General features: G+C 55.6%; 15 protein-coding genes and 1 pseudogene. 8 read left to right on the top strand and 8 right to left on the bottom strand.

The features are described 5' to 3' along the window. The first annotated feature begins 111 nt into the window (after positions 1-111). The 4 genes from BB497_06140 (at position 112) to BB497_06125 (ending at position 3,596) form a co-directional block, all read left to right on the top strand. Complete coding sequence (locus BB497_06140) at positions 112-903, top strand: 3-methyl-2-oxobutanoate hydroxymethyltransferase (protein ID AVI62317.1); 792 nt, start codon at positions 112-114, stop codon at positions 901-903. A 45-nt stretch (positions 904-948) separates the two neighbouring features. Continuing rightward, a complete protein-coding gene (locus BB497_06135; GenBank protein ID AVI62316.1) occupies positions 949-1,818 on the top strand; it encodes a pantoate--beta-alanine ligase in 870 nt (289 codons plus the stop codon). 26 nt (positions 1,819-1,844) lie between these two features. Further along, positions 1,845-2,225: an aspartate 1-decarboxylase gene (locus tag BB497_06130; GenBank protein ID AVI62315.1), complete on the top strand. Its 381-nt coding sequence runs from the start codon at positions 1,845-1,847 to the stop codon at positions 2,223-2,225. A gap of 192 nt (positions 2,226-2,417) precedes the next feature. Then, on the top strand, positions 2,418-3,596 hold the full coding sequence (locus BB497_06125) for an acetyl-CoA acetyltransferase (GenBank protein ID AVI62314.1): 1,179 nt from the start codon (positions 2,418-2,420) through the stop codon (positions 3,594-3,596). Between the two features lie 114 nt (positions 3,597-3,710). On the opposite strand, the gene BB497_06120 is transcribed toward BB497_06125, so the two are convergent. Both BB497_06120 and BB497_06115 read right to left on the bottom strand, forming a co-directional pair. Then, positions 3,711-4,880 (bottom strand): transporter, encoded by a 1,170-nt coding sequence (locus tag BB497_06120; GenBank protein AVI62313.1) that lies wholly within the window; start codon positions 4,878-4,880, stop codon positions 3,711-3,713. A 279-nt stretch (positions 4,881-5,159) separates the two neighbouring features. Further along, positions 5,160-5,441: a hypothetical protein gene (locus BB497_06115; GenBank protein ID AVI64278.1), complete on the bottom strand. Its 282-nt coding sequence runs from the start codon at positions 5,439-5,441 to the stop codon at positions 5,160-5,162. Between the two features lie 349 nt (positions 5,442-5,790). Here BB497_06115 and BB497_06110 point away from each other — a divergent pair, with 349 nt between their 5' ends. Next, positions 5,791-6,732: an exopolyphosphatase gene (locus BB497_06110; protein AVI62312.1), complete on the top strand. Its 942-nt coding sequence runs from the start codon at positions 5,791-5,793 to the stop codon at positions 6,730-6,732. Positions 6,733-6,877: 145 nt separating this feature from the next. Beyond that, positions 6,878-8,083, top strand: coding sequence for a formyl-CoA transferase (locus BB497_06105; protein ID AVI62311.1), 1,206 nt, complete (start codon positions 6,878-6,880; stop codon positions 8,081-8,083). Positions 8,084-8,228: 145 nt separating this feature from the next. On the opposite strand, the gene BB497_06100 is transcribed toward BB497_06105, so the two are convergent. The 6 genes and pseudogenes from BB497_06100 to BB497_06075 all read right to left on the bottom strand — a co-directional run bounded on the left by BB497_06100 (position 8,229) and on the right by BB497_06075 (position 15,884). Beyond that, entirely contained in the window at positions 8,229-9,701 is a 1,473-nt protein-coding gene (locus BB497_06100) for an aldehyde dehydrogenase (protein ID AVI62310.1), read from the bottom strand. 13 nt (positions 9,702-9,714) lie between these two features. Next, a pseudogene (locus tag BB497_06095) lies at positions 9,715-10,450 on the bottom strand (MBL fold metallo-hydrolase). Then, positions 10,447-11,757, bottom strand: coding sequence for an allantoin permease (locus BB497_06090; protein AVI62309.1), 1,311 nt, complete (start codon positions 11,755-11,757; stop codon positions 10,447-10,449). The pseudogene BB497_06095 and the gene BB497_06090 overlap by 4 nt, the downstream one beginning before the upstream one ends. Beyond that, positions 11,747-13,372 (bottom strand): hypothetical protein, encoded by a 1,626-nt coding sequence (locus BB497_06085; GenBank protein AVI64277.1) that lies wholly within the window; start codon positions 13,370-13,372, stop codon positions 11,747-11,749. Before BB497_06085 ends, BB497_06090 begins: the two co-directional genes overlap by 11 nt. A gap of 73 nt (positions 13,373-13,445) precedes the next feature. Beyond that, positions 13,446-14,828, bottom strand: a complete 1,383-nt coding sequence (locus tag BB497_06080) for a hypothetical protein (GenBank protein AVI62308.1) — start codon at positions 14,826-14,828, stop codon at positions 13,446-13,448. A 105-nt stretch (positions 14,829-14,933) separates the two neighbouring features. Next, on the bottom strand, positions 14,934-15,884 hold the full coding sequence (locus BB497_06075) for an agmatinase (GenBank protein AVI62307.1): 951 nt from the start codon (positions 15,882-15,884) through the stop codon (positions 14,934-14,936). Between the two features lie 287 nt (positions 15,885-16,171). Between BB497_06075 and BB497_06070 the strand changes: the two genes are divergently transcribed. Further along, positions 16,172-17,587 carry a histidine kinase gene (locus BB497_06070; GenBank protein AVI62306.1) on the top strand — a complete coding sequence of 472 codons (1,416 nt, stop codon included), beginning with the start codon at positions 16,172-16,174 and terminating at the stop codon, positions 17,585-17,587. A gap of 113 nt (positions 17,588-17,700) precedes the next feature. After that, entirely contained in the window at positions 17,701-18,831 is a 1,131-nt protein-coding gene (locus BB497_06065) for an ABC transporter ATP-binding protein (GenBank protein ID AVI62305.1), read from the top strand. Positions 18,832-18,841: the final 10 nt, after the last annotated feature.

Below are 18,841 nucleotides of genomic sequence, written 5' to 3'. Positions count from 1 at the left end.
TTCAGGTAACAATTACCGGTTACGCCACTTCACGCATGCAAGGATGCAGCGTTAATAACGGTCGGCTTCCTTAGTGATGTATCGGCCCCACGTAGAAAACGAGAGCACGCCATGAAAACCGTCACCCTGAGCACTCTGCAGGCGTACAAACGCGCCGGCGAAACGTTCAGCTGCCTGACCGCTTACGATGCCTCCTTTGCCCATGCTGCCAGCGATGCAGGCATTGATGTCTTACTAGTGGGCGACTCCCTAGGCATGGTCTTGCAAGGGCACAGCAGCACCCTCCCCGTAACCATCGACGATATCTGCTACCACACCCGCTGTGCGGCGCGTGGCAAAGGGCACAGCCTGCTCATGGTTGATTTGCCGTTTATGAGCAATGCCACTACTGAACGCCTGCTGGAAGATGCGGCTGCCTTGATGCGCGCGGGCGCCGAGCTGGTCAAAGTAGAAGGCGAGGCATGGATGGCTGAAGGCATCCGCGAACTCACTCGTCGCGGCGTGCCGGTTTGCGCGCACCTCGGCTTAACGCCGCAAACGGTCTATCAAATGGGCGGGTATAAAGTGCAGGGCCGCGAAGCCGCCCAGGCTGAGCAAATTATCAACGATGCCAAAGTGCTGGTTGAAGCAGGTGCCTCGGTAATTCTGCTTGAGTGCGTCCCGGCAAGCTTAGGCAAAGCGGTTACCGAGGCCCTGGACGTACCGGTCATTGGCATTGGTGCAGGCCCCGATACCGATGGGCAAATTCTGGTAATGCACGATGTCCTTGGCGTTACCCACGGTCGCACACCACGCTTTGTGAAAAACTTTATGGTCGACGCAGATAGCATTCAGAACGCTTTTCAGGACTACCATGAAGCGGTCAAAACTCGCGCCTTCCCAGCACCGGAACACTGTTTTTAAGCGGTGTTTTCACTTTTGTAGCCTGTGAACGACGAAACTTCTCTTATGCGTACTTTACGAGACATCAACGAACTACGTAGCGCTCTAGGCGAGCACCGCTTAGACGGCCAGCGCATTGCACTGGTGCCCACCATGGGCAACCTGCATGAAGGCCACCTGGCGCTCGTCGCGCGGGCCCGCCAAATTGCCGACATCGTAGTCGCCAGCCTGTTTGTGAACCCCATGCAGTTTGGTCCCGGTGAAGACCTTGATGCATACCCACGCACGTTTGAGGCAGATCACGCAAAGTTGAGCGATGCAGGCTGCGATATGTTGTTCGCCCCGACGGTTAGCGCGCTCTACCCAAACGGCTTGACGGCTCAAACCAAAGTACACGTACCAGAGGTCGGCGAAGGCCTGTGCGGTGGCTCACGACCTGGGCATTTCGACGGCGTATCTACCGTCGTCAGCATGCTGTTTAACCTCGTACAGCCAGACGTTGCCTGCTTTGGCGAGAAGGATTACCAGCAGCTAGCAGTGATTCGTAAGCTGGTGAGCGACCTGCATATGCCCATTGAGATTATCGGCGTGCCTATTGTGCGTGCCGAGGACGGCTTGGCGCTCTCTTCGCGGAATGGATACCTAAACGAGCAAGAGCGCACCACGGCTCCGATGCTCTATCGCACTCTCTGTACACTTAGGGACGCGCTGGAACGCGGCGAATCCATCGAACAGGTACTACAACAGGGCAAAACGACCCTGTATGATGCCGGCTTTACGCCCGATTACCTTGAGCTGCGCGATACCACCCTTGGCCCAGTAACCGCCACCACGCGCCAAGCGGTAATGCTAGCTGCCGCGAAGCTAGGCCCTGCCCGGCTTATCGACAACCTCAGCGTGCAGCTGCCAAGCACGACTACTGACGCTAGCCGCTAGGCTAGCTTCACTATTTAGGAGTTACCATGCATACCATTATGCTCAAAGCCAAGCTGCATATGGCTCGCGTTACTCACGCGGTACTCAACTACGAAGGCTCCTGCGCTATCGATGGCGACCTTCTCGATATGGCGGGGATTCGCGAAAACGAACAGATTCAAATTTATAACGTAGAAAACGGTGAGCGCTTCACTACCTACGCTATTCGCGGTGAAGAGGGCTCCCGGCTAATTTCCATTAACGGCGCGGCTGCGCACTTAGCGGCCCCAGGGCATCGTATTATTATTTGCAGCTATGCTCACTACTCCGACGCTGAGCTGGACAACCACCAGCCCGCACTGGTGTATCTGCAAGAAGGCAATCACGTTAGCCATACCAGCAACGCCATTCCTGTGCAGTTAGCTTAAACAGAATCACTGAGTAAGCGCACTTATTAACGGGCCGTTGATCGGCCCGTTTTTATTTACCCAAAATTGCGTATTGCCGCAACGCACAACCTTCCCCTATGCTGAAGATACGGCTGAGAGATACGGCTAGCAGAGTACGCCTATCAGGCAACTGGTTTCAGAGTGTCTGTTATTTACTCCAGGAGTCATTTTATGCAAGAAGTAGTCATTGTTGCGGCACGCCGCACCGCCGTAGGCGCTTTCGGTGGGTCCCTCGCAGGTATTCCCGCGAGCGACTTGGGCGCCTTAGTGATCAAAGATATTCTCGCCTCCACCGGCGTTTCTCCGGATCAAGTTGACGAAGTATTGCTGGGCCAAGTACTTACCGCAGGTGTTGGCCAAAACCCGGCACGGCAAGCGGTGATTAAAGCAGGCCTGCCTGAATCTGTTCCCGCCATGACGATTAATAAAGTCTGCGGCTCCGGTTTGAAAGCGCTTCACCTAGCCACCCAGGCGATCCGCTGTGGCGATGCCGAGCTCATTTTGGCCGGCGGCCAGGAGAATATGTCCGCATCGCCCCACGTGTTGCCTAATTCCCGTAACGGCCAGCGAATGGGTGATTGGAAAGCGATCGACACCATGGTTCACGACGGCCTGTGGGACGCTTTCAATAACTACCACATGGGCATTACCGCTGAGAACCTGGCTGAGAAATACAGCATCACCCGCGAAGCCATGGACGAGTTCGCTGCTGCATCTCAGCAGAAAGCAGCTGCCGCCATCAAAGAGGGCAAGTTCAAAGGGCAAATCGTGCCGGTGGAAATTCCACAGCGCAAAGGCGATCCGGTGGTGTTTGATACCGACGAAAACCCACGCGAAGTATCGGCTGAAAAGCTTGGCGGCATGCGCCCAGCGTTTAAAAAAGACGGTACCGTGACCGCGGGTAACGCTTCATCACTCAATGATGGCGCAGCCGTCGTCATGCTTTGCTCCGCAGAAAAAGCCAAAGAACTTGGCCTTGAGCCACTAGCGCGCATTGCTGCCTACGCGAACGCTGGCGTTGACCCCGCGATTATGGGCATTGGCCCCGCACCGGCCACCCGCCGCTGCTTGGAAAAAGCGGGCTGGAGCCTGGACGACCTGGATCTAGTTGAAGCCAACGAAGCCTTTGCCGCCCAAGCACTGTCGGTAAACAAAGAGCTTGGCTGGGATACGTCCAAGGTCAACGTCAACGGCGGCGCGATTGCCCTGGGCCACCCGATCGGCGCCTCCGGTTGCCGTGTGCTGGTTACTCTGCTGCATGAGATGATCGCGCGTGACGCCAAAAAAGGCCTCGCGACATTGTGTATTGGCGGCGGGCAAGGCGTTGCGCTGGCGATTGAACGCCCTTAACGCCTAGGCATCACCTACCGGCTTAAACCCTCTTCGCAATTATGAAAAAGCCCTCGTCATTTCAAACGACCAGGGCTTTTTTAATGTTTATTCGTGTAAAACAGCACGGCCATTTCAGCGAGCTTTTACGCCTACCACCGTGCTGGGTGTCCTCAGCACCAGTAATGCGCCGACTAAGAACAAGCCAGACGCTATCCACATGGCAATGGGTAAGCTAGTGCTATCCATCACTTGCCCACCCAACATGGCCCCCAGGCCAATCGACATATTAAACGTAAACGCCATTAGCGCAGTGGCCGCCTCGGTGTTTGGCGCTGTACGTATAATCCACGTCTGAATACTGACCGAGACGCTGCCAAATACCGCTCCCCACACCATCAATAGCATCACACCGCTGCTCGGCTGCCCGCCTAACAGTGGAAAAGCGGCTACGACAATTAGCAACAGGCTAGGAATAACCAGCACGGCGCGATAAGGGTGACGCCCAGCAAACATACCCGCCGCTATATTACCCATGATGCCCGCTGCTCCATAAAGCAGCAGTAGGCTGCCCACATGGCGTTGAGAAATCCCACTGATTTCTTGCAGAATCGGGCTGATAAAAGTGTAAGCCGCGAAGTGCCCAACCACCACAAAACCCGTGGTTAAGACCGCCACGCGCACGCCGCGATTGCTAAACTGCTGAGCAAGCACCCGCAGGCGCACCGGCTCGCGCGGTGGTAGTGGCGGCAGCCAGCACCATAGCGCAATAGCCGTTAATAAACTAAAGCCCCCTAACGCTCCAAAGGCCACACGCCAGTTGCTGTAGTCCCCCAGCAGCGTGCCTAATGGCACGCCGAGCACCGATGCCGCCGCAACGCCACCAAAAATCATTGTCATCGCTTTAGGCACCTGAGCTTCAGGCACTAAGCGTGGTGCGATACCGCCTGCAACGGCCCAAAAGCCACCAATGCTTAGTCCCACCAGCACACGGGCGGCCAACAGCTGACCAAAACTGCTCGCAAACGCCGAGAGTAAACTCCCCACCACCATGACAACCATGAGTACCGTGAGCATGATGCGTCGATCTAAGCGCCCTACAGCGACGGGTAGTAAAGGCGCTGAAAACGCAGCAACCACGCCAGGCACCGTCACCATCAACCCCGCCATGCCCGGCGTAACCCCCATTGAATAAGAGACTTGAGAAAGCAAACCAATCGGCAGTTGTTCTGCAGTCACCAATAGAAAAATACCGGTCATCACGGCGACCACCGCCCACCAGCGCGGTGTTTGTTCCTGCTCCATGGCTCTCTTCTCTTTTTCTGTACGACCTATAAAACACTGCGCTAACCGCAGCTAATAAATAAGGAGGAGGACTATACCCGTAATATGGGTTAATTAGCGATATCTGCTATCGCTATGCCTGGATGGAAAATGGGATGAGCTTTAAAACCTGCTATCGATAATATTTACAGCACACAGAGGGTAGGTAACGCGCGCACCAAAAATGCCCCGCAGCTGGCGGGGCATTTTTTATCTCATCCATGAGACGTTGAAGCGATTAATCCTTTAGCAGGTTAGAGATTACCAAGCGGTATCATCTTCTTCCTCAGTTTCCCACTGATCCTGCTCATCGTCCTCTTCATACGTAAATTCTTGCTCTTCCTCTTCAAACTCAGTAGTCGCGTCGTGCTCATGCTCAGTGTCGTAAGAGTTGAAAGAGCCTTGATCGTCCTGCATGGTCTCTTCTTGCGGAGTCGGCTCGTACTCGTCATTGCCTTCCATTCCAGCGAAAGCTAATGGGCTGGCCATCAGGCCGAAAGATACACCTAGGATGCCGAGTTTCTTTAAAGAATCCTTCTTCATCATCATGCCTCCTCATATGGCTTCTTGGTAAAAGCGTCATGCCTTCCTGACATTTCGCTCTTACCCAAGTCATTGCACAGGCCATACCCAAAAGTGCCAATAAAAAATATAAATTATAAAAATCAATAGTTTAAAAACAAAAACACTGTGCCAACTCTGCGCCTAGTTAATGTTTAAGGCGCTTTTAATTGTTTACTAATGACACATGGGGCCTAGGTGCCCATGCCAAGATACTCCGCTGTACGTTGGCTAAACCGTTGGAGCAAGCGACGATAAGCCTGGATGGTTTGTTTTAACCCTTAGTGACTACTGGTATCTTTTGTTGACCTTCATCGTCATGAGAAAAACCATGCCTACGCAACAAGCCTCCACGTTTCGTTTAGTTACCCGCAGCGATTTTGATGGGTTGGTATGCGGTGCACTGCTCAAGCACCTACGCCTTATTGATGAAATCACCTTCGTGCATCCAAAAGATATGCAGGATGGCAAGATTGATATCGATGCCAACGACATCACAACCAACCTGCCCTATGTACCCGGCTGCCACTTGGCCTTCGACCACCATTTAAGCGAGACCGTGCGTAATGTGGAGCGGGCAGACAACCACATCATTAACGCCGATGCGCCATCCGCTGCTCGTGTGGTCTGGGAGTATTACGGCGGCCATGACGCCTTTCCCGCCCGATGGGACGATATGATGGAAGCCGTTGATAAAGGCGACTCAGCTCAGTTTAACAAAGAGGAAATTTTAAACCCTCAGAGCTGGGTACTGCTTAATTTCATCATGGATGCGCGCACGGGCCTGGGTCGCTTCCGCGACTTCCGCATTTCCAACTATCAATTGATGATGAAGCTGATTGACTACTGCCGTGAACATACCATCGACGAGATTCTCGCCCTTGATGATGTTCAAGAACGCACAGCGCTCTACCGTGAGCACGAACAATTAGCGAAAGAACAGATTCAGCGCTGCGCCACCGTACATGGCAATTTAGTGGTGCTAGACCTGCGTAACGAAGAGACGATTTACGCCACCAATCGCTTTGTAATTTATGCCCTATACCCCGAGTGCAATGTCTCTATTCATGTTATGTGGGGGCTTAAGCAGCAGAACACCGTGCTGGCGATTGGTAAATCGATACTCAACCGCTCAAGCCACACGAATATTGGTGAGCTATGCCTTAGCTACGGCGGCGGCGGGCACTTAAATGCGGGAACCTGCCAAATAGATAACGACCAAGCTGAAAGTGCACTCACTGGCATTATTGAGCGCATTAATGCTGATGGGTAATCTCCACCCGTAATATGCTTCGCCCCTGGCTCAGATTATATGATGGGGCGAAGTAAACCTATTTCTCTCTTCTCAATACCCCATCGTTTTGGCAGCCAAGCCACCCGTTTCAGCATCATCATTAGTCGCACAGAGAGAGGCCTTCATGAATGTTTCCGAAGCGCGCCAGCTTCCGCTACAGGGCTTAAAAGTGCTTGAGCTCGGCCAACTGATTGCCGGGCCTTTCGCCACCAAACTGCTGGGTGAATTCGGTGCCGATGTGATTAAGATTGAGCCGCCCGGTACCGGCGACCCACTTCGCAAGTGGCGAATAATTGAAGACGGCACCTCGCTGTGGTGGCACGTCCAGACCCGCAACAAGCGCTCGGTGGCCCTGGATTTACGCAGTGAAGAGGGCCAACGTCTGGTACGCCAGCTTGCCACCGAGGCCGATGTGGTAGTTGAAAATTTCCGCCCCGGCACGCTTGAGAACTGGGGACTGGGTTATGAAGCGCTCTCAAAACTCAACCCCCGGCTGATCATGGCGCATATATCCGGCTACGGGCAGACAGGACCGTACCGCGACAAGCCCGGCTTTGGTGTCATTGGCGAAGCCATGGGAGGGCTGCGTTACCTCACAGGCCAACCGGGGGAGCCTTCGGTACGCGTGGGCGTAAGCATTGGCGATTCCCTTTCTGCCCTCTACGCGGTCATCGGCACCCTACTGGCACTCCAGGAGCGCAACCGCAGTGGCCTGGGTCAAGAGATCGACGTGGCGCTGTATGAATCGGTGTTTGCGATGATGGAGAGCCTGCTGCCGGAGTTCGATGCCGGCGGCCAGGTTCGCGAACCCAGCGGCAGCGCCCTGCCCGGCATTACCCCTTCCAACGCTTACCGCTGTCAGGGCGGCGATTACGTGCTGATTGCCGGTAACGGCGATAGCATCTTCAAACGCTTGATGAGTGTCATTGGCCGGGATGATCTCGGCTGCGACCCAGCACTGGCCCATAACGATGGGCGCAGCCAGCACGCCGAGATGATTGATGCCGCTATTCAGGCCTGGACTGAAGAGCGCCCTCGGGAGGCCATCTTAGAGGCGCTGGACGGTGCCCGTGTGCCAGTAGGCTATCCGTATACCGCCGAAGATATTGCCGTTGACCCCCATTACCTAGCGCGGGAGATGATTCAAACTTTTACCCGCCCCAACGGCAAAACGCTCAAAGTACCCGGCGTGTTGCCAAAGCTTAGCGCTACCCCTGGGCGAATTGGCGACGGCGGCCCAACGCTTGGTCAGCATACCGACGACGTGCTGGATGAGCTGGGCATTGATCACGAAACCCGCGCCAAACTGCGCCAAGCGGGCATCATCTAAGAAGCGTGCTTAACGTGAACCCGCCAAGCCCATGCCCCACCAAAATCGAGATCTAAGACGTTGCCCCGCAACGTCTTAGAGATTGAAACAGGCTTTATCTCAACCTCTAAAGGAGGATAAAGCCCACTGATTTGACGCGTTCGCCTTATGCAGGCCCTACGATATGCTTCACTTCCAGGTAAGCACTTAGCCCCCAGGGGCCAAGCTCACGACCAATGCCGCTGCGCTTGAAGCCACCCCAGCCGGTTTCGGGTAGCACTAGCTGCTCACTGTTATACCAAATGCTGCCTGCCTTAAGCTGGCGGCCAATACGCTTTGCCCGCTCAGGGTCACCGCTAATTACCGTTGCCGCCAAACCATAGGCACTGTCGTTGGCAAGCTGGATAGCCTCGGCTTCGCTTGCCACGCTGCGACCGCAGAGCACCGGGCCAAAAATTTCTTCCTGCCATAAACGGCTCTCGACCGGCACGTCACGGTAAAGCGTGGGCGCGAGGAAGTAGCCTTGAGCGGGTAGCGTGCGGTGTTTGCCGTCGCGCACGACTGAAAGCCCCTCCTGTTCAGCAATATCCAAATAGCGCTGCACGGCATCACGCTGCTTGGCGCTGGTCAAAGGCCCTAAGTCGGTGCCTTCAGCAAGTGGGTCGCCTAGCGTTAGCGCATCCATCCGCTCGGCAAGGGCGGTATAGAGTGCTTCTGCTACGTCTTCATGCACCAATAACCGTGAGGTCGCAGAGCAAATTTGCCCAGCATTGAAGTAAATACCCGCCATTACCCAGTCAGCGGCCTGGTCTGGGTCGGCATCTTCCATCACTAGGATCGGAGACTTTCCACCTAGCTCTAGAGAGACGCTGGCGGTGCGAGCGGCGGCGGCTTGCATGACCGCTTCGCCAACGCGGTTACTGCCCGTGAAGGAAATTTTATCCACGCCAAGATGGTTGGTCAGCGGCGCACCAATGCCCTCACCGTCGCCATTCAGCAGGTTGAGCACACCTGCGGGCAGGCCAATTTCCAAGGCTATCTTTGCCAGCACCCGCTCGGGGAGCGGCGTCACTTCCGACGGTTTGAGCACCGCGGTACAGCCGGCCGCCAACGCAGGCGCCAGCTTCCAGGCGCTGGTCACCAGCGGGAAATTCCACGGCGCGATCAGCCCCACGACGCCAACGGGGTCGTGATACGTGCGCGCCTCAACGCCCTCCATGTCTACGCTGACTAACTCGCCCTGGCGGGCATCTAGCGCTTTGGCCTGCCCGGCGTAGTAACGATAGCAGGCAATCGCGTCGTCGAGATCGATCTCCGCTTCTGCGAGCGGCTTACCGTTGTTGGTCGCTGAAAGCGTGATAATTGAGTCTCGGCGGGCCTCCAGCGCATCAGCGAATCCATCGAGATACGCTGCACGTGCAGCACCGCCCAGCGCCTGCCAAGCGGGCTGCGCCTGCTGAGCCGCTTTTACCGCGGCGTCGACATCCGCCGCATCCCCGGCGGTTACCTGAGCAATCCGCACTTCGCGATAGGGGTTCATCACGTCAAGCAGGCGGGTGCCCGCCGAGGGCACCCACTGATTGTTGATGAATTGGTGGTCAACCACCGAAGGGTAATCGGTCTGGGAGGTTATGGGCATTGCCGTGGCTCCTTTAAAGATCGTGTTGGCGAAGCCAATCATCGATAAGTTGGGTTAGGTGCTGGCCGCTAAAGCTAGGGAAATGGCCGCCGTGCACGGTGCGAACGGGCAGCTTACGCAGCCTGCGCATGCTGGCAGCGTAGTCGGTAAGATCGCTGTGCCAGAGGTCTTCGATTAACGGGCCATCGTAAATCAGATCGCCCGAAATCAGCGTTTGGGTTGCGGCTTCCCACAAGGCGATACCCCCCAGGGGAGTGCCCCGGCGTGTGAATCACCTCCCACTGACGATTGCCTAAATCCAGTATCTCGCCATCCTCTAGCGGGCATACCATTTGCGGCGCCGTAATGCGGTAGCCCGCGTGGGAGTATGGCTTTGCGGGTAGCGCCTCAAACATCTCATCGCTAAGAAACTGCTCTGCCAGGGTGCGCGCGTTGTCGGGTGAGGCAAGAATCTCTGCCTCGTCGGCATGTACATGACAGCAGCCAAACTCGTGGGCGGCGCCGATATGATCAAAGTGCGTATGGCTCGCTACCGCCAAAAGATCACGCTCGCTAAGCAGCGCCACGTGTTGACGCAGCGGCACGGCCCCCAGCCCAAAATCCACGACCATGCCCCGCTTGCTGCCCTGCACATGCCAGATATTGCAGCGATAAAACGGTTTGATCCACGGTTCGTCAATCAGGGTGATACCGTCCGCCTTGGGGACGGTACGGTACCACTGCTGTTCATTGATGCGCTGAAGGCTCATACGGCTACCCGCTTCGCGAAAGCAACCTTACTAACTACAAAATAGAGCGCCCCCGTAATCACGAAAACCGGCAGCGACGCGCCAAAGTCCAGCGGTGCGACCCAGTTCCAGTAGTAAGCCAGTAACGCCCCGACTGCGTAGCTGCCGAGCGCCAGCCAGTTGAAGGCGGGTAGGCTATTTTCATCCTGGATTAACTGTGCCGAGGTATAGCGCTGGCGACCCAGCAGGTAGTAATCCACGATCATCAGGGAAAAGGCCGGAATAAACACGCTGCCAATAATTAATAGAAAGGTCTGGAACTGGTCAAGAATACCGGGGATCAGCGCGCCTACTACAGATACCACGCCAATGATTAATGCCGGTTTCCAAAACGGTACTTTAGGCCGCACGCTCATAAATGAAAGCGTTGCGCTGTAGACACACATGACGTTGGTCGTCAGTACCGAAAAGAAAATCACCAAGGCGGCGGGCAGGCCGAAACCAAATCCGCTGAGCAGTGCAGTAGGGTCATAGGTTTGCTCCATACCCACCGTAATTGAGAGTGCCGACACCGTGGCCCCCAACCCCATCGCAATTAATGTGGCAGTAACGTAACCGCCCCACGTACCCACAACGGCAGCTTTCAGCGAGCGGCAGTGACGGTTGTAATCCGCGGCTAATGGTATCCAAGAAAAAGCGGTCGCCACCACAATGTCGAACACCACGCCACCGCCTAGCACGCCTTCAGGAGGAATCTGAGTAATGCTGGGTAAATCATAGTGACGACTCAGCGCAAAAAGCACTACGGCCGACAGCCCTACCATCAGAACCGCCGCTATTTTCTCTACCTTCTCGATGCCTAAATGACCGCGTAAGGCGATCAATACGACCAGCGACTCACACAGCACCGTAAACAGCGCCACATTGGAGTAACCGGTGAGACTTTCAACCGCGTAATCCAGGCTCATGCCTGCTAAAAGCGCTTGAATCCAGCTCCACGCAATGAGCGCTAGCAAATTAACCCAGGCGGGGAAATTAGCGCCTTTGCGGCCAAACGTGCCCCTCGCCAGCACCATGGTCGTCATGCCAGTTTGCTGCCCCATTACACCGATTAACACCAAAGGAATAATGCCGATCGCTGAACCCAGGACAATCAGCAGCATGGCATGCTGAAAAGTTAGGTCGGGCACCAAAAACATGCCGGTAAGAATGGTAGTAACCACCACATTAGCCCCCAGCCACAGGGCAAAGGTTCCCGGTAGTCCAAGGCTGTGCTCAACGCTATCCGCTGAGAGGGTGTCTTGGCCCAACACGCTATTATTCTTCATTATTATCTCCTGGTTTTAGCAGGCTTTTTTGCCAGGCCGCGGCGTCAATTTCGATCATTAACGGCCCGTTGGTTTCGCGGTTGGCGAGCGCCTTGGCAAGTTCAGCGGAGCTTTCTACCCGTACGCCGGGGCAACCAAAGCCTTCGGCCAGGGTGAGGAAGTTGGGCGCTTGAATATCCACACCCAAGCGGGCCACGCCGTTGGCATCCATATAGCGACGAATCTCTTCGTAACCAGCGTTGTGCCATAGCACAATCACCACGGGCAGGCGCTCTTCTACGGCCGTTGCCATTTCCGAAAGCGTAAACATCACGCCGCCATCACCCACCAGTGCCACCACCGGCAGATCCGGCTGCGCCAACTGTGCTCCCAGCGCCGCCGGCAACCCATAACCCAAGGTGCCGTAGCCGGTAGATGCATTGAAGTAGCGCCTTGGTGCTGGCTGGCTAACCAAGTGGTTACCGGCATATACCGGAGCGGTGGAATCGCCCACCAAAATCGCCTCAGGCAAATAATCAGCCAGGGTTTTATAAAGCGGCACAAAGTCGCTAAAGGCAGGATCGTTTGCCAGATTCAAAGCGCTCAAAGCTGCAGCGGTTCGCTCAACGCCGTTCCGCTTCAATGGGTCAGGGAAGTGAGCTAGCAACAGTTCCAGGCTACGCCCAGCATCGCCCACTAAGCCAAGCGTTGTACGCTGGTTGCGCACCAACTGCTCAGGATCGAGATCAATACGAATCAGCGTGCCGTTGAGGTGAAAGCCACCATCAAACACTACGTCGTAATCGGTTTCACCTAGCTCGGTGCCTATGGCCAGAATCACATCGGCGTTGGCCGCCAGTTCACGTACCGCGGGCAGCGCCGCATTCGCGCCCAAGTCCAGCGGATGGTCGCGGCCTAGCAGCCCTTTGGCATTAATGGTGGTGACCGTCGGAGCATCGAGTTTGTCTATCAATGCCCGCGCTGCCGCTGGCGCTGAAACACAGCCACCGCCTAACAGCACTAAAGGCTGCTTCGCTGCGTGTAACAAGCGAGCGGCTTCAGCGAGCCCATCTGGATCAGGCGTTGCCCGATATAACGTGGGCGCGTGCCAGCTAGTCGGCAGATGGACTGGTGCATTGAACAGGTCGATAGGAATTTCGATATGCACCGGGCCTGGACGCGCGCCATTGAAGATAGCAAAGGCGCGGGCCAGCACGTCAGGTAGCGTATTGGCATCCAGCAGCGTGTGGCTAAACCGCGCCACACCGCTGATCATCTGCTGCTGGCTGGGCAGCTCATGCAGCCGCCCCTGGCCTAAGCCCAGGGTGTCACGGCGGTTCACGCTGGAGATCACCAGCATGGGGATAGAGTCCGCCAGGGCTTGGCCCATGGCGGTGGCAATATTGGTCATCCCCGGCCCGGTGATAATCAGGCACACCCCAGGCTGGCCGCTGGCGCGGGCATAACCGTCGGCCATAAACCCCGCTCCTTGCTCATGGCGCGGGGTGATATGCCTTACATCGCTGCCTTCCAAGCCGCGATACAGCTCCACCGTGTGCACGCCGGGGATGCCGAACAGGGTACGCACCCCGTAAGTATCGCGCAGCAAGCGAATCAGTAGCTCAGCACAGGTCATGGTTGCACGATTTTTCTTTGCATCAGCGTTCGTTGCATCAGAGTTCTTTGCATTAGCGTTCATTGCAGGCCCCTTAGAAGAAAAACGTATGGGCCATAAAGGCAATGATCGGCAGCGTAATGGCAGTCCGCAGTAGGAAAACGACCGCCAGTTCCCAGAACTTAATGGGAATTTTCGACTTGAGCAGCAGCGCGCCAATTTCCGACATATACACCAACTGCGTCATGGAAAGACAAGCAATCACGAAGCGGGTCAGCTCGCTTTCGATGTTGGTCGCCAATACCGCCGGTAAGAACATATCGGCAAACCCTACCAGCGTAGCAGGGGCCGCCGCCTGAGCTTCAGGAATACGCAGCAGCTCCAGCACAGGCACCATCGGGTAAGAGAGCCAAGTAAACAGCGGCGTAAATTCGGCCAAAATCAGCGCAACAGTGCCGATTGCAAAGACCAGCGGCAGCAGCGTGAGGAAGATATCAATGACATTGAGTAGCGCTAGGCGGGCTAGCTCCCGTGGCCCCGGCGCACTGCCTGCCCGGCGGGTAGCTTGCAAAAGGCTGTAGCGGAACAGGCCTACATTGTCGTGACGCTCTTCGCTTAACTGACAGCCGACCGGCTCATAGTAGTCGTTGGTTTTGCGCGACAGCGGCGGAATTCGTGACACGATGACCGCGGCGATCAGCCCGGACACCACCACCGTAAAGTAGAACTGCACAAAGAGGTGGTTAATACCGACAAAGTTGATCACCAACAGGCTGAAAGCGATAGAGGCAACCGAAAAGTTGGTGGCAATCACCGACGCTTCGCGGCCATTGTAATAGCCTTGCTCGTACTGCTGAGCCGTAATCAAAACACCTACGGTACCCGAGCCCATCCACGAAGCTGTGGCATCGATAGCACTACGCCCAGGCAGATTAAAAATCACCCTAAACGGTTTACGCACCATGGTGCCGATAAACTCCATAAAGCCGAACTCAACCAAAAACGGCAGCAGCACCGCCGCAAAGAAGAAGAACGTCAGCAGCACCGGCGCCAAATCGTTGAGCATCACGCCACCGGTAAAGGAAGCAGTGACGAACTCTGGCCCAAACTGGAAATAGGTCATCAGGACAAAAATGGCGCCTAGTACGCGCATCACCACCCAAATAGGCCCTACATCAAACATATCGTGAAAGGGGCCACTTTTTATCCAGGCAGGCTGGGCGATTTTGGCGTACAGCGTTACCACGACGGACAAGCAGAGTATCACCACGGCAATGGCAGGCAGCGCCGAGCCCAGCAGGGTTTGCAGGCCATCGGCCATCAGGCCCATACCAATATTAATGGAGTCACCCACTTGAAAGGGGATTAGAAACAGCAGCACCCCAATCAATGAAGGAATCAGAAACTTCAGTAAATGCGCGCGGGGTATCGGTGCCGGAGGGGACGGCTGCTCCGCTTTATCATTGCTATACGACATAGGGGTCACCCATTGGAAGTGATTATTGGAGGTGGGCTGGCGGCGTTGTTAGGTCGGCGCTTTTTTTATTTGTTAGCTATTTATGAGTTAGCTATTCGGTTGGCATTAATCGCTACGCTTAACGCCCGGCAGTACGCAAAGCATTTCATACAGCAGCGTGGCGCCCATCAAGGCGGTGTTACCGCTGGGGTCATAGGGAGGTGACACTTCTACCAGATCACAGCCAACGATATTGAGGCCAGCGGCACCACGCACAATCTCCAATCCTTGAGCAGACGTCAGGCCACCCATTTCAACAGTGCCGGTACCGGGGGCAACAGAGGGGTCTAAGCCGTCAATATCAAAACTGATATACACCGGAATATCGCCCATCTGTTCACGCACTTCTTGCATCAACGGCGCTAGCGAGCGGTACCAGCACTCCTCGGCGGGCACGACGCGAAAGCCTTGATCGCGGCACCAGTCAAAATCTTCAGCGGCATAGCCAGTGCCGCGCAGACCGATTTGCACTACTTTACCGTGGGCTAACAAGCCCTCTTCTTGAGCGCGACGAAATGGCGTGCCGTGGGCAATCGGCTCGCCGAACATGTGCTCGTTAACATCGGCGTGGGCATCAATATGAATCAGCCCCACCGGGCCGTGCTTTTTGGCCATGGCTCGCAGAATCGGCAGCGTCAGCGTATGTTCACCGCCCAGCGTTAGCGGAATGCAGTTGTGCTTAAGCACGTCATCGTAGAAGGCGGTGATGATGTCGACGCTTTTCGGCAGGTGGAAGGTATTGATAGGTACGTCACCGATATCCGCCACTTGTAAGCTTTCAAACGGCGCGGCGCGGGTTGCCATATTGTAGGGGCGCAACATACGCGACTCATCGCGAATCTGACGCGGGCCAAGGCGTGTACCCGGGCGGTTGGAAGTGCCGATATCCATGGGGATGCCAATAAACGCAGCGTCTAAGCCCTCGGCAGTGGCTTGGGTAGGCAGGCGCATCATAGTGGCGGGGCCTGCAAAGCGTGGCATGGTGTTGCCACCTAGGGGCTGATTAAACTCCGACATAAACATCTCCTTGGATTTGTTGTGACGCTCTGGCGTGGTTGACGCATCTTTAACTAAGGCACTGCCTTAGCTATCTCTTTTAAACATTGCACAGACCATGCCAAGTCGTAGATGCCCTAAACAGGTAGGATTACCAGCCAATTGATGCAAAAATGAATCGAATGCGCGCCCATACAATTCATTTATGCATCAATAATTCAAAAATGACTTAAAAAAGAGCCGACATCATTGGCTTCACGTGAGTGGCACTTAATGAGTGAGATAGAACGAGAGAGCTGAGAAATAAAATGAGTGAAATAGACAAGCGCGTACTGCAAACCATCGTGGAGACCGCCAACGACCACTTCTTTATCGTCAGTGGCGATGGGCAAATAGTCGATATTAGCCCAGGCGCTGAAGCGGTTTACGGCGTTTCGCGGGAAGAGCTTCTCTCCAGCAGTGTTCATCAGCTACAAGCGGCCGGCGTGCTTAAACCGTCTATTACCCTGGAAGTGATGCGCACCCGCAAGCCTGCACAGCTTATGCAGATAACCGGGACAGGTCGCCGAGTCATTGCCGAAGCCTACCCTGTGTTCGTCGATGGCAAGCTGGAACGCATTATTAGCCGCTCGCGGGATTTAACCGACCTGCAACTATTGCAGGACGAATACGCGCTGCTGCAAAAACGCTTTAGCGAACACTTAAAACGCAGCCAGGCAGCCCCGGATGCCGAGGAGCAGGCGTTGGATGACGCCTTAGACAATTTGCAGGTGCGCAGCAGCGTAATGCGCGAAATAGCGCTACTGCTTAAGCGGGTCGCCCCATCGGATGCCAATGTGCTGATGCTAGGGGAGTCCGGCGTAGGTAAAACGGCGTTCGCCAAGCAGCTACACCGCTGGAGCCAGCGCTGTGATGGCCCCTTTATTGACGTTAATTGTGCAGCGATACCTGAAAACTTATTTGAGTCGGAGATGTTTGGCTATCAACCCGGCGCCTTCAGCGGGGCCGCGCGGCAGGGAAAAGCGGGCCTATTAGAGCAGGCCGAAGGCGGTACGCTGTTTCTGGATGAAATTGGTGAACTGCCGCTGTTGATGCAAACCAAGCTGCTCAAAGTGATTCAAGACGGCAGCTTGACCCGACTGGGTGACACCCGTGCTCGCAAGGTCAACTTTCGTTTGGTAGTGGCCACCAACCAAGACTTGGCAAAACAGGTAGAAGCCGGACTGTTTCGTCTGGATCTTTACTACCGACTTAATGTCATCCCGGTCACCCTGCCACCACTACGTGACCGCCGGGAGGATATCCCTGATCTAGTTGAAGCGTCGTTAAATCGGCTCAACCAGCGCTATGGCCGACGAAAAATTCTTGATACCCGCGTTTGGTCGACGCTGATGGGCAGCGAATGGCCGGGTAACGTCCGCGAGCTGGAAAACTGGTTAGAAAGAGCCTGGCTCTCAAGCCCCACCGACCAGATCGAGGAACCCGCCGTGCTCCCTCACGCCGAGCAGCTCCCCGTCAATTTACCGAACGCTTCACCCGCACAGGCAGTTACACTTGAACCCCACGAAACGCTTAAGCAATATCTTGCTCGACTGGAACGGGAAACCCTTGAAGAACTCAGCAACATACTCCCCAGCACCTACGCCATTGCGAAGCGACTTGGCATTAGCCAATCCAGCGTGGTGCGGCGGCTGCAGCACTACGGCATCAAAATTACCAAGTGAGTTTTTGCTTAATGCCGCTCACGTAATACACCTGCCACACAAGCGTCACACAACGGCAACATCTTCATAACAAGATTTACCCATTACAGCTAGCAGCCGGTGATGGGTGTGCCATGTCAAATCAATCGCGAATCCGCTTGGAAAGTGTCAGCAAGCGCTGGGGTGCAACCGCCGCTGTCGATAACATTTCCTTCGACGTCACCCCCGGGCAATTTGTGATTCTGCTGGGCCCTTCAGGCTGCGGTAAATCCACCACGCTACGCATGATCGCAGGCTTGGAAGAAGCCAGCGACGGCCACATTCATATTGGCGAACGCGACGTTACGCGCCTACCGCCCGGTGATCGCGGGCTCAGCATGGTGTTTCAATCCTACGCGCTGTTTCCGCATTTAAGCGTGGCCGACAATATCGTGTTTGGCCTGCGCAGCCGCAAAGTGCCCAAAGATGAACAGCGTCAGCGGCTGGCGAAAGTCGCCGAGCTGGTCGATTTAACCGACTACCTGAACCGCAAACCTGCCCAACTTTCCGGCGGCCAACGCCAGCGGGTTGCGTTGGCGCGCTCGGTTATTTCTGAACACCCGATCTGCTTGATGGACGAGCCACTCTCCAACCTGGACGCCCGGCTGCGTAGCGATATGCGCAGGGAAATCAAAGCGCTGCAAAGCCGCCTGAACATGACGGTTATCTACGTTACTCACGATCAAGTCGAGGCCATGAGCATGGGCGATCGCGTTATTTTAATGCAGCACGGCAAAATCGTTCAGGATGACTCGCCTGACGAGCTCTATAACCGCCCCGCTAGTGCCTTTGCGGCAAGCTTTATTGGCAGCCCCGCCATGAACCTGCTGCCACTGTTGCTAGGCGAGAATGGTGCTGTGATCGAAGGCGAACCCAGCACGCCAGTAGCCCCTATGGAAGCGGCAGGTGGTCACTTGGGTGTCCGCCCAGAAGATATTGAGCTAAGCACCACGTCAACCACAGGTGTACCCGCCATAGTTGTCAGCGATGAGTACCTGGGTGCCGATACGATTGCCCATGTCACCGTTGGCAGTCATACCGTGAGGGTTCGCATGAGCGGTAAACACGCGCTAGCGGGTCAGCCCTGTCGCCTTCGCTGGGCAAGCCAACACGCTCACCTGTTTGGCAGTGACGGCCTGCGCCGAGATGACATAACGCCACACGCTTTACCCAACGCCTCTCGAGCTGTTCCTCGCCCACCGGCAGTGGGCTCTTTCCAACACTGATCGCTAAACC

Source organism: Halomonas sp. GFAJ-1, from assembly GCA_002966495.1.
Classification (GTDB): domain Bacteria; phylum Pseudomonadota; class Gammaproteobacteria; order Pseudomonadales; family Halomonadaceae; genus Vreelandella.
This window is presented reverse-complemented; position numbering and strand designations above follow the sequence as displayed.

Bases quoted from the DNA above. Each gene is read 5' to 3' on its own strand.
- BB497_06090 (AVI62309.1), bottom strand. From the start codon at position 11,757: ATGAAGAATAATAGCGTGTTGGGCCAAGACACCCTCTCAGCGGATAGC.
- BB497_06075 (AVI62307.1), bottom strand. From the start codon at position 15,884: ATGTCGGAGTTTAATCAGCCCCTAGGTGGCAACACCATGCCACGCTTT.
- BB497_06105 (AVI62311.1), top strand. From the start codon at position 6,878: ATGAATGTTTCCGAAGCGCGCCAGCTTCCGCTACAGGGCTTAAAAGTG.
- BB497_06110 (AVI62312.1), top strand. From the start codon at position 5,791: ATGCCTACGCAACAAGCCTCCACGTTTCGTTTAGTTACCCGCAGCGAT.
- BB497_06140 (AVI62317.1), top strand. From the start codon at position 112: ATGAAAACCGTCACCCTGAGCACTCTGCAGGCGTACAAACGCGCCGGC.
- BB497_06130 (AVI62315.1), top strand. From the start codon at position 1,845: ATGCATACCATTATGCTCAAAGCCAAGCTGCATATGGCTCGCGTTACT.
- BB497_06080 (AVI62308.1), bottom strand. From the start codon at position 14,828: ATGTCGTATAGCAATGATAAAGCGGAGCAGCCGTCCCCTCCGGCACCG.
- BB497_06120 (AVI62313.1), bottom strand. From the start codon at position 4,880: ATGGAGCAGGAACAAACACCGCGCTGGTGGGCGGTGGTCGCCGTGATG.
- BB497_06085 (AVI64277.1), bottom strand. From the start codon at position 13,372: ATGACCTGTGCTGAGCTACTGATTCGCTTGCTGCGCGATACTTACGGG.
- BB497_06115 (AVI64278.1), bottom strand. From the start codon at position 5,441: ATGAAGAAGGATTCTTTAAAGAAACTCGGCATCCTAGGTGTATCTTTC.
- BB497_06070 (AVI62306.1), top strand. From the start codon at position 16,172: ATGAGTGAAATAGACAAGCGCGTACTGCAAACCATCGTGGAGACCGCC.
- BB497_06135 (AVI62316.1), top strand. From the start codon at position 949: ATGCGTACTTTACGAGACATCAACGAACTACGTAGCGCTCTAGGCGAG.
- BB497_06100 (AVI62310.1), bottom strand. From the start codon at position 9,701: ATGCCCATAACCTCCCAGACCGATTACCCTTCGGTGGTTGACCACCAA.
- BB497_06065 (AVI62305.1), top strand. From the start codon at position 17,701: ATGTCAAATCAATCGCGAATCCGCTTGGAAAGTGTCAGCAAGCGCTGG.
- BB497_06125 (AVI62314.1), top strand. From the start codon at position 2,418: ATGCAAGAAGTAGTCATTGTTGCGGCACGCCGCACCGCCGTAGGCGCT.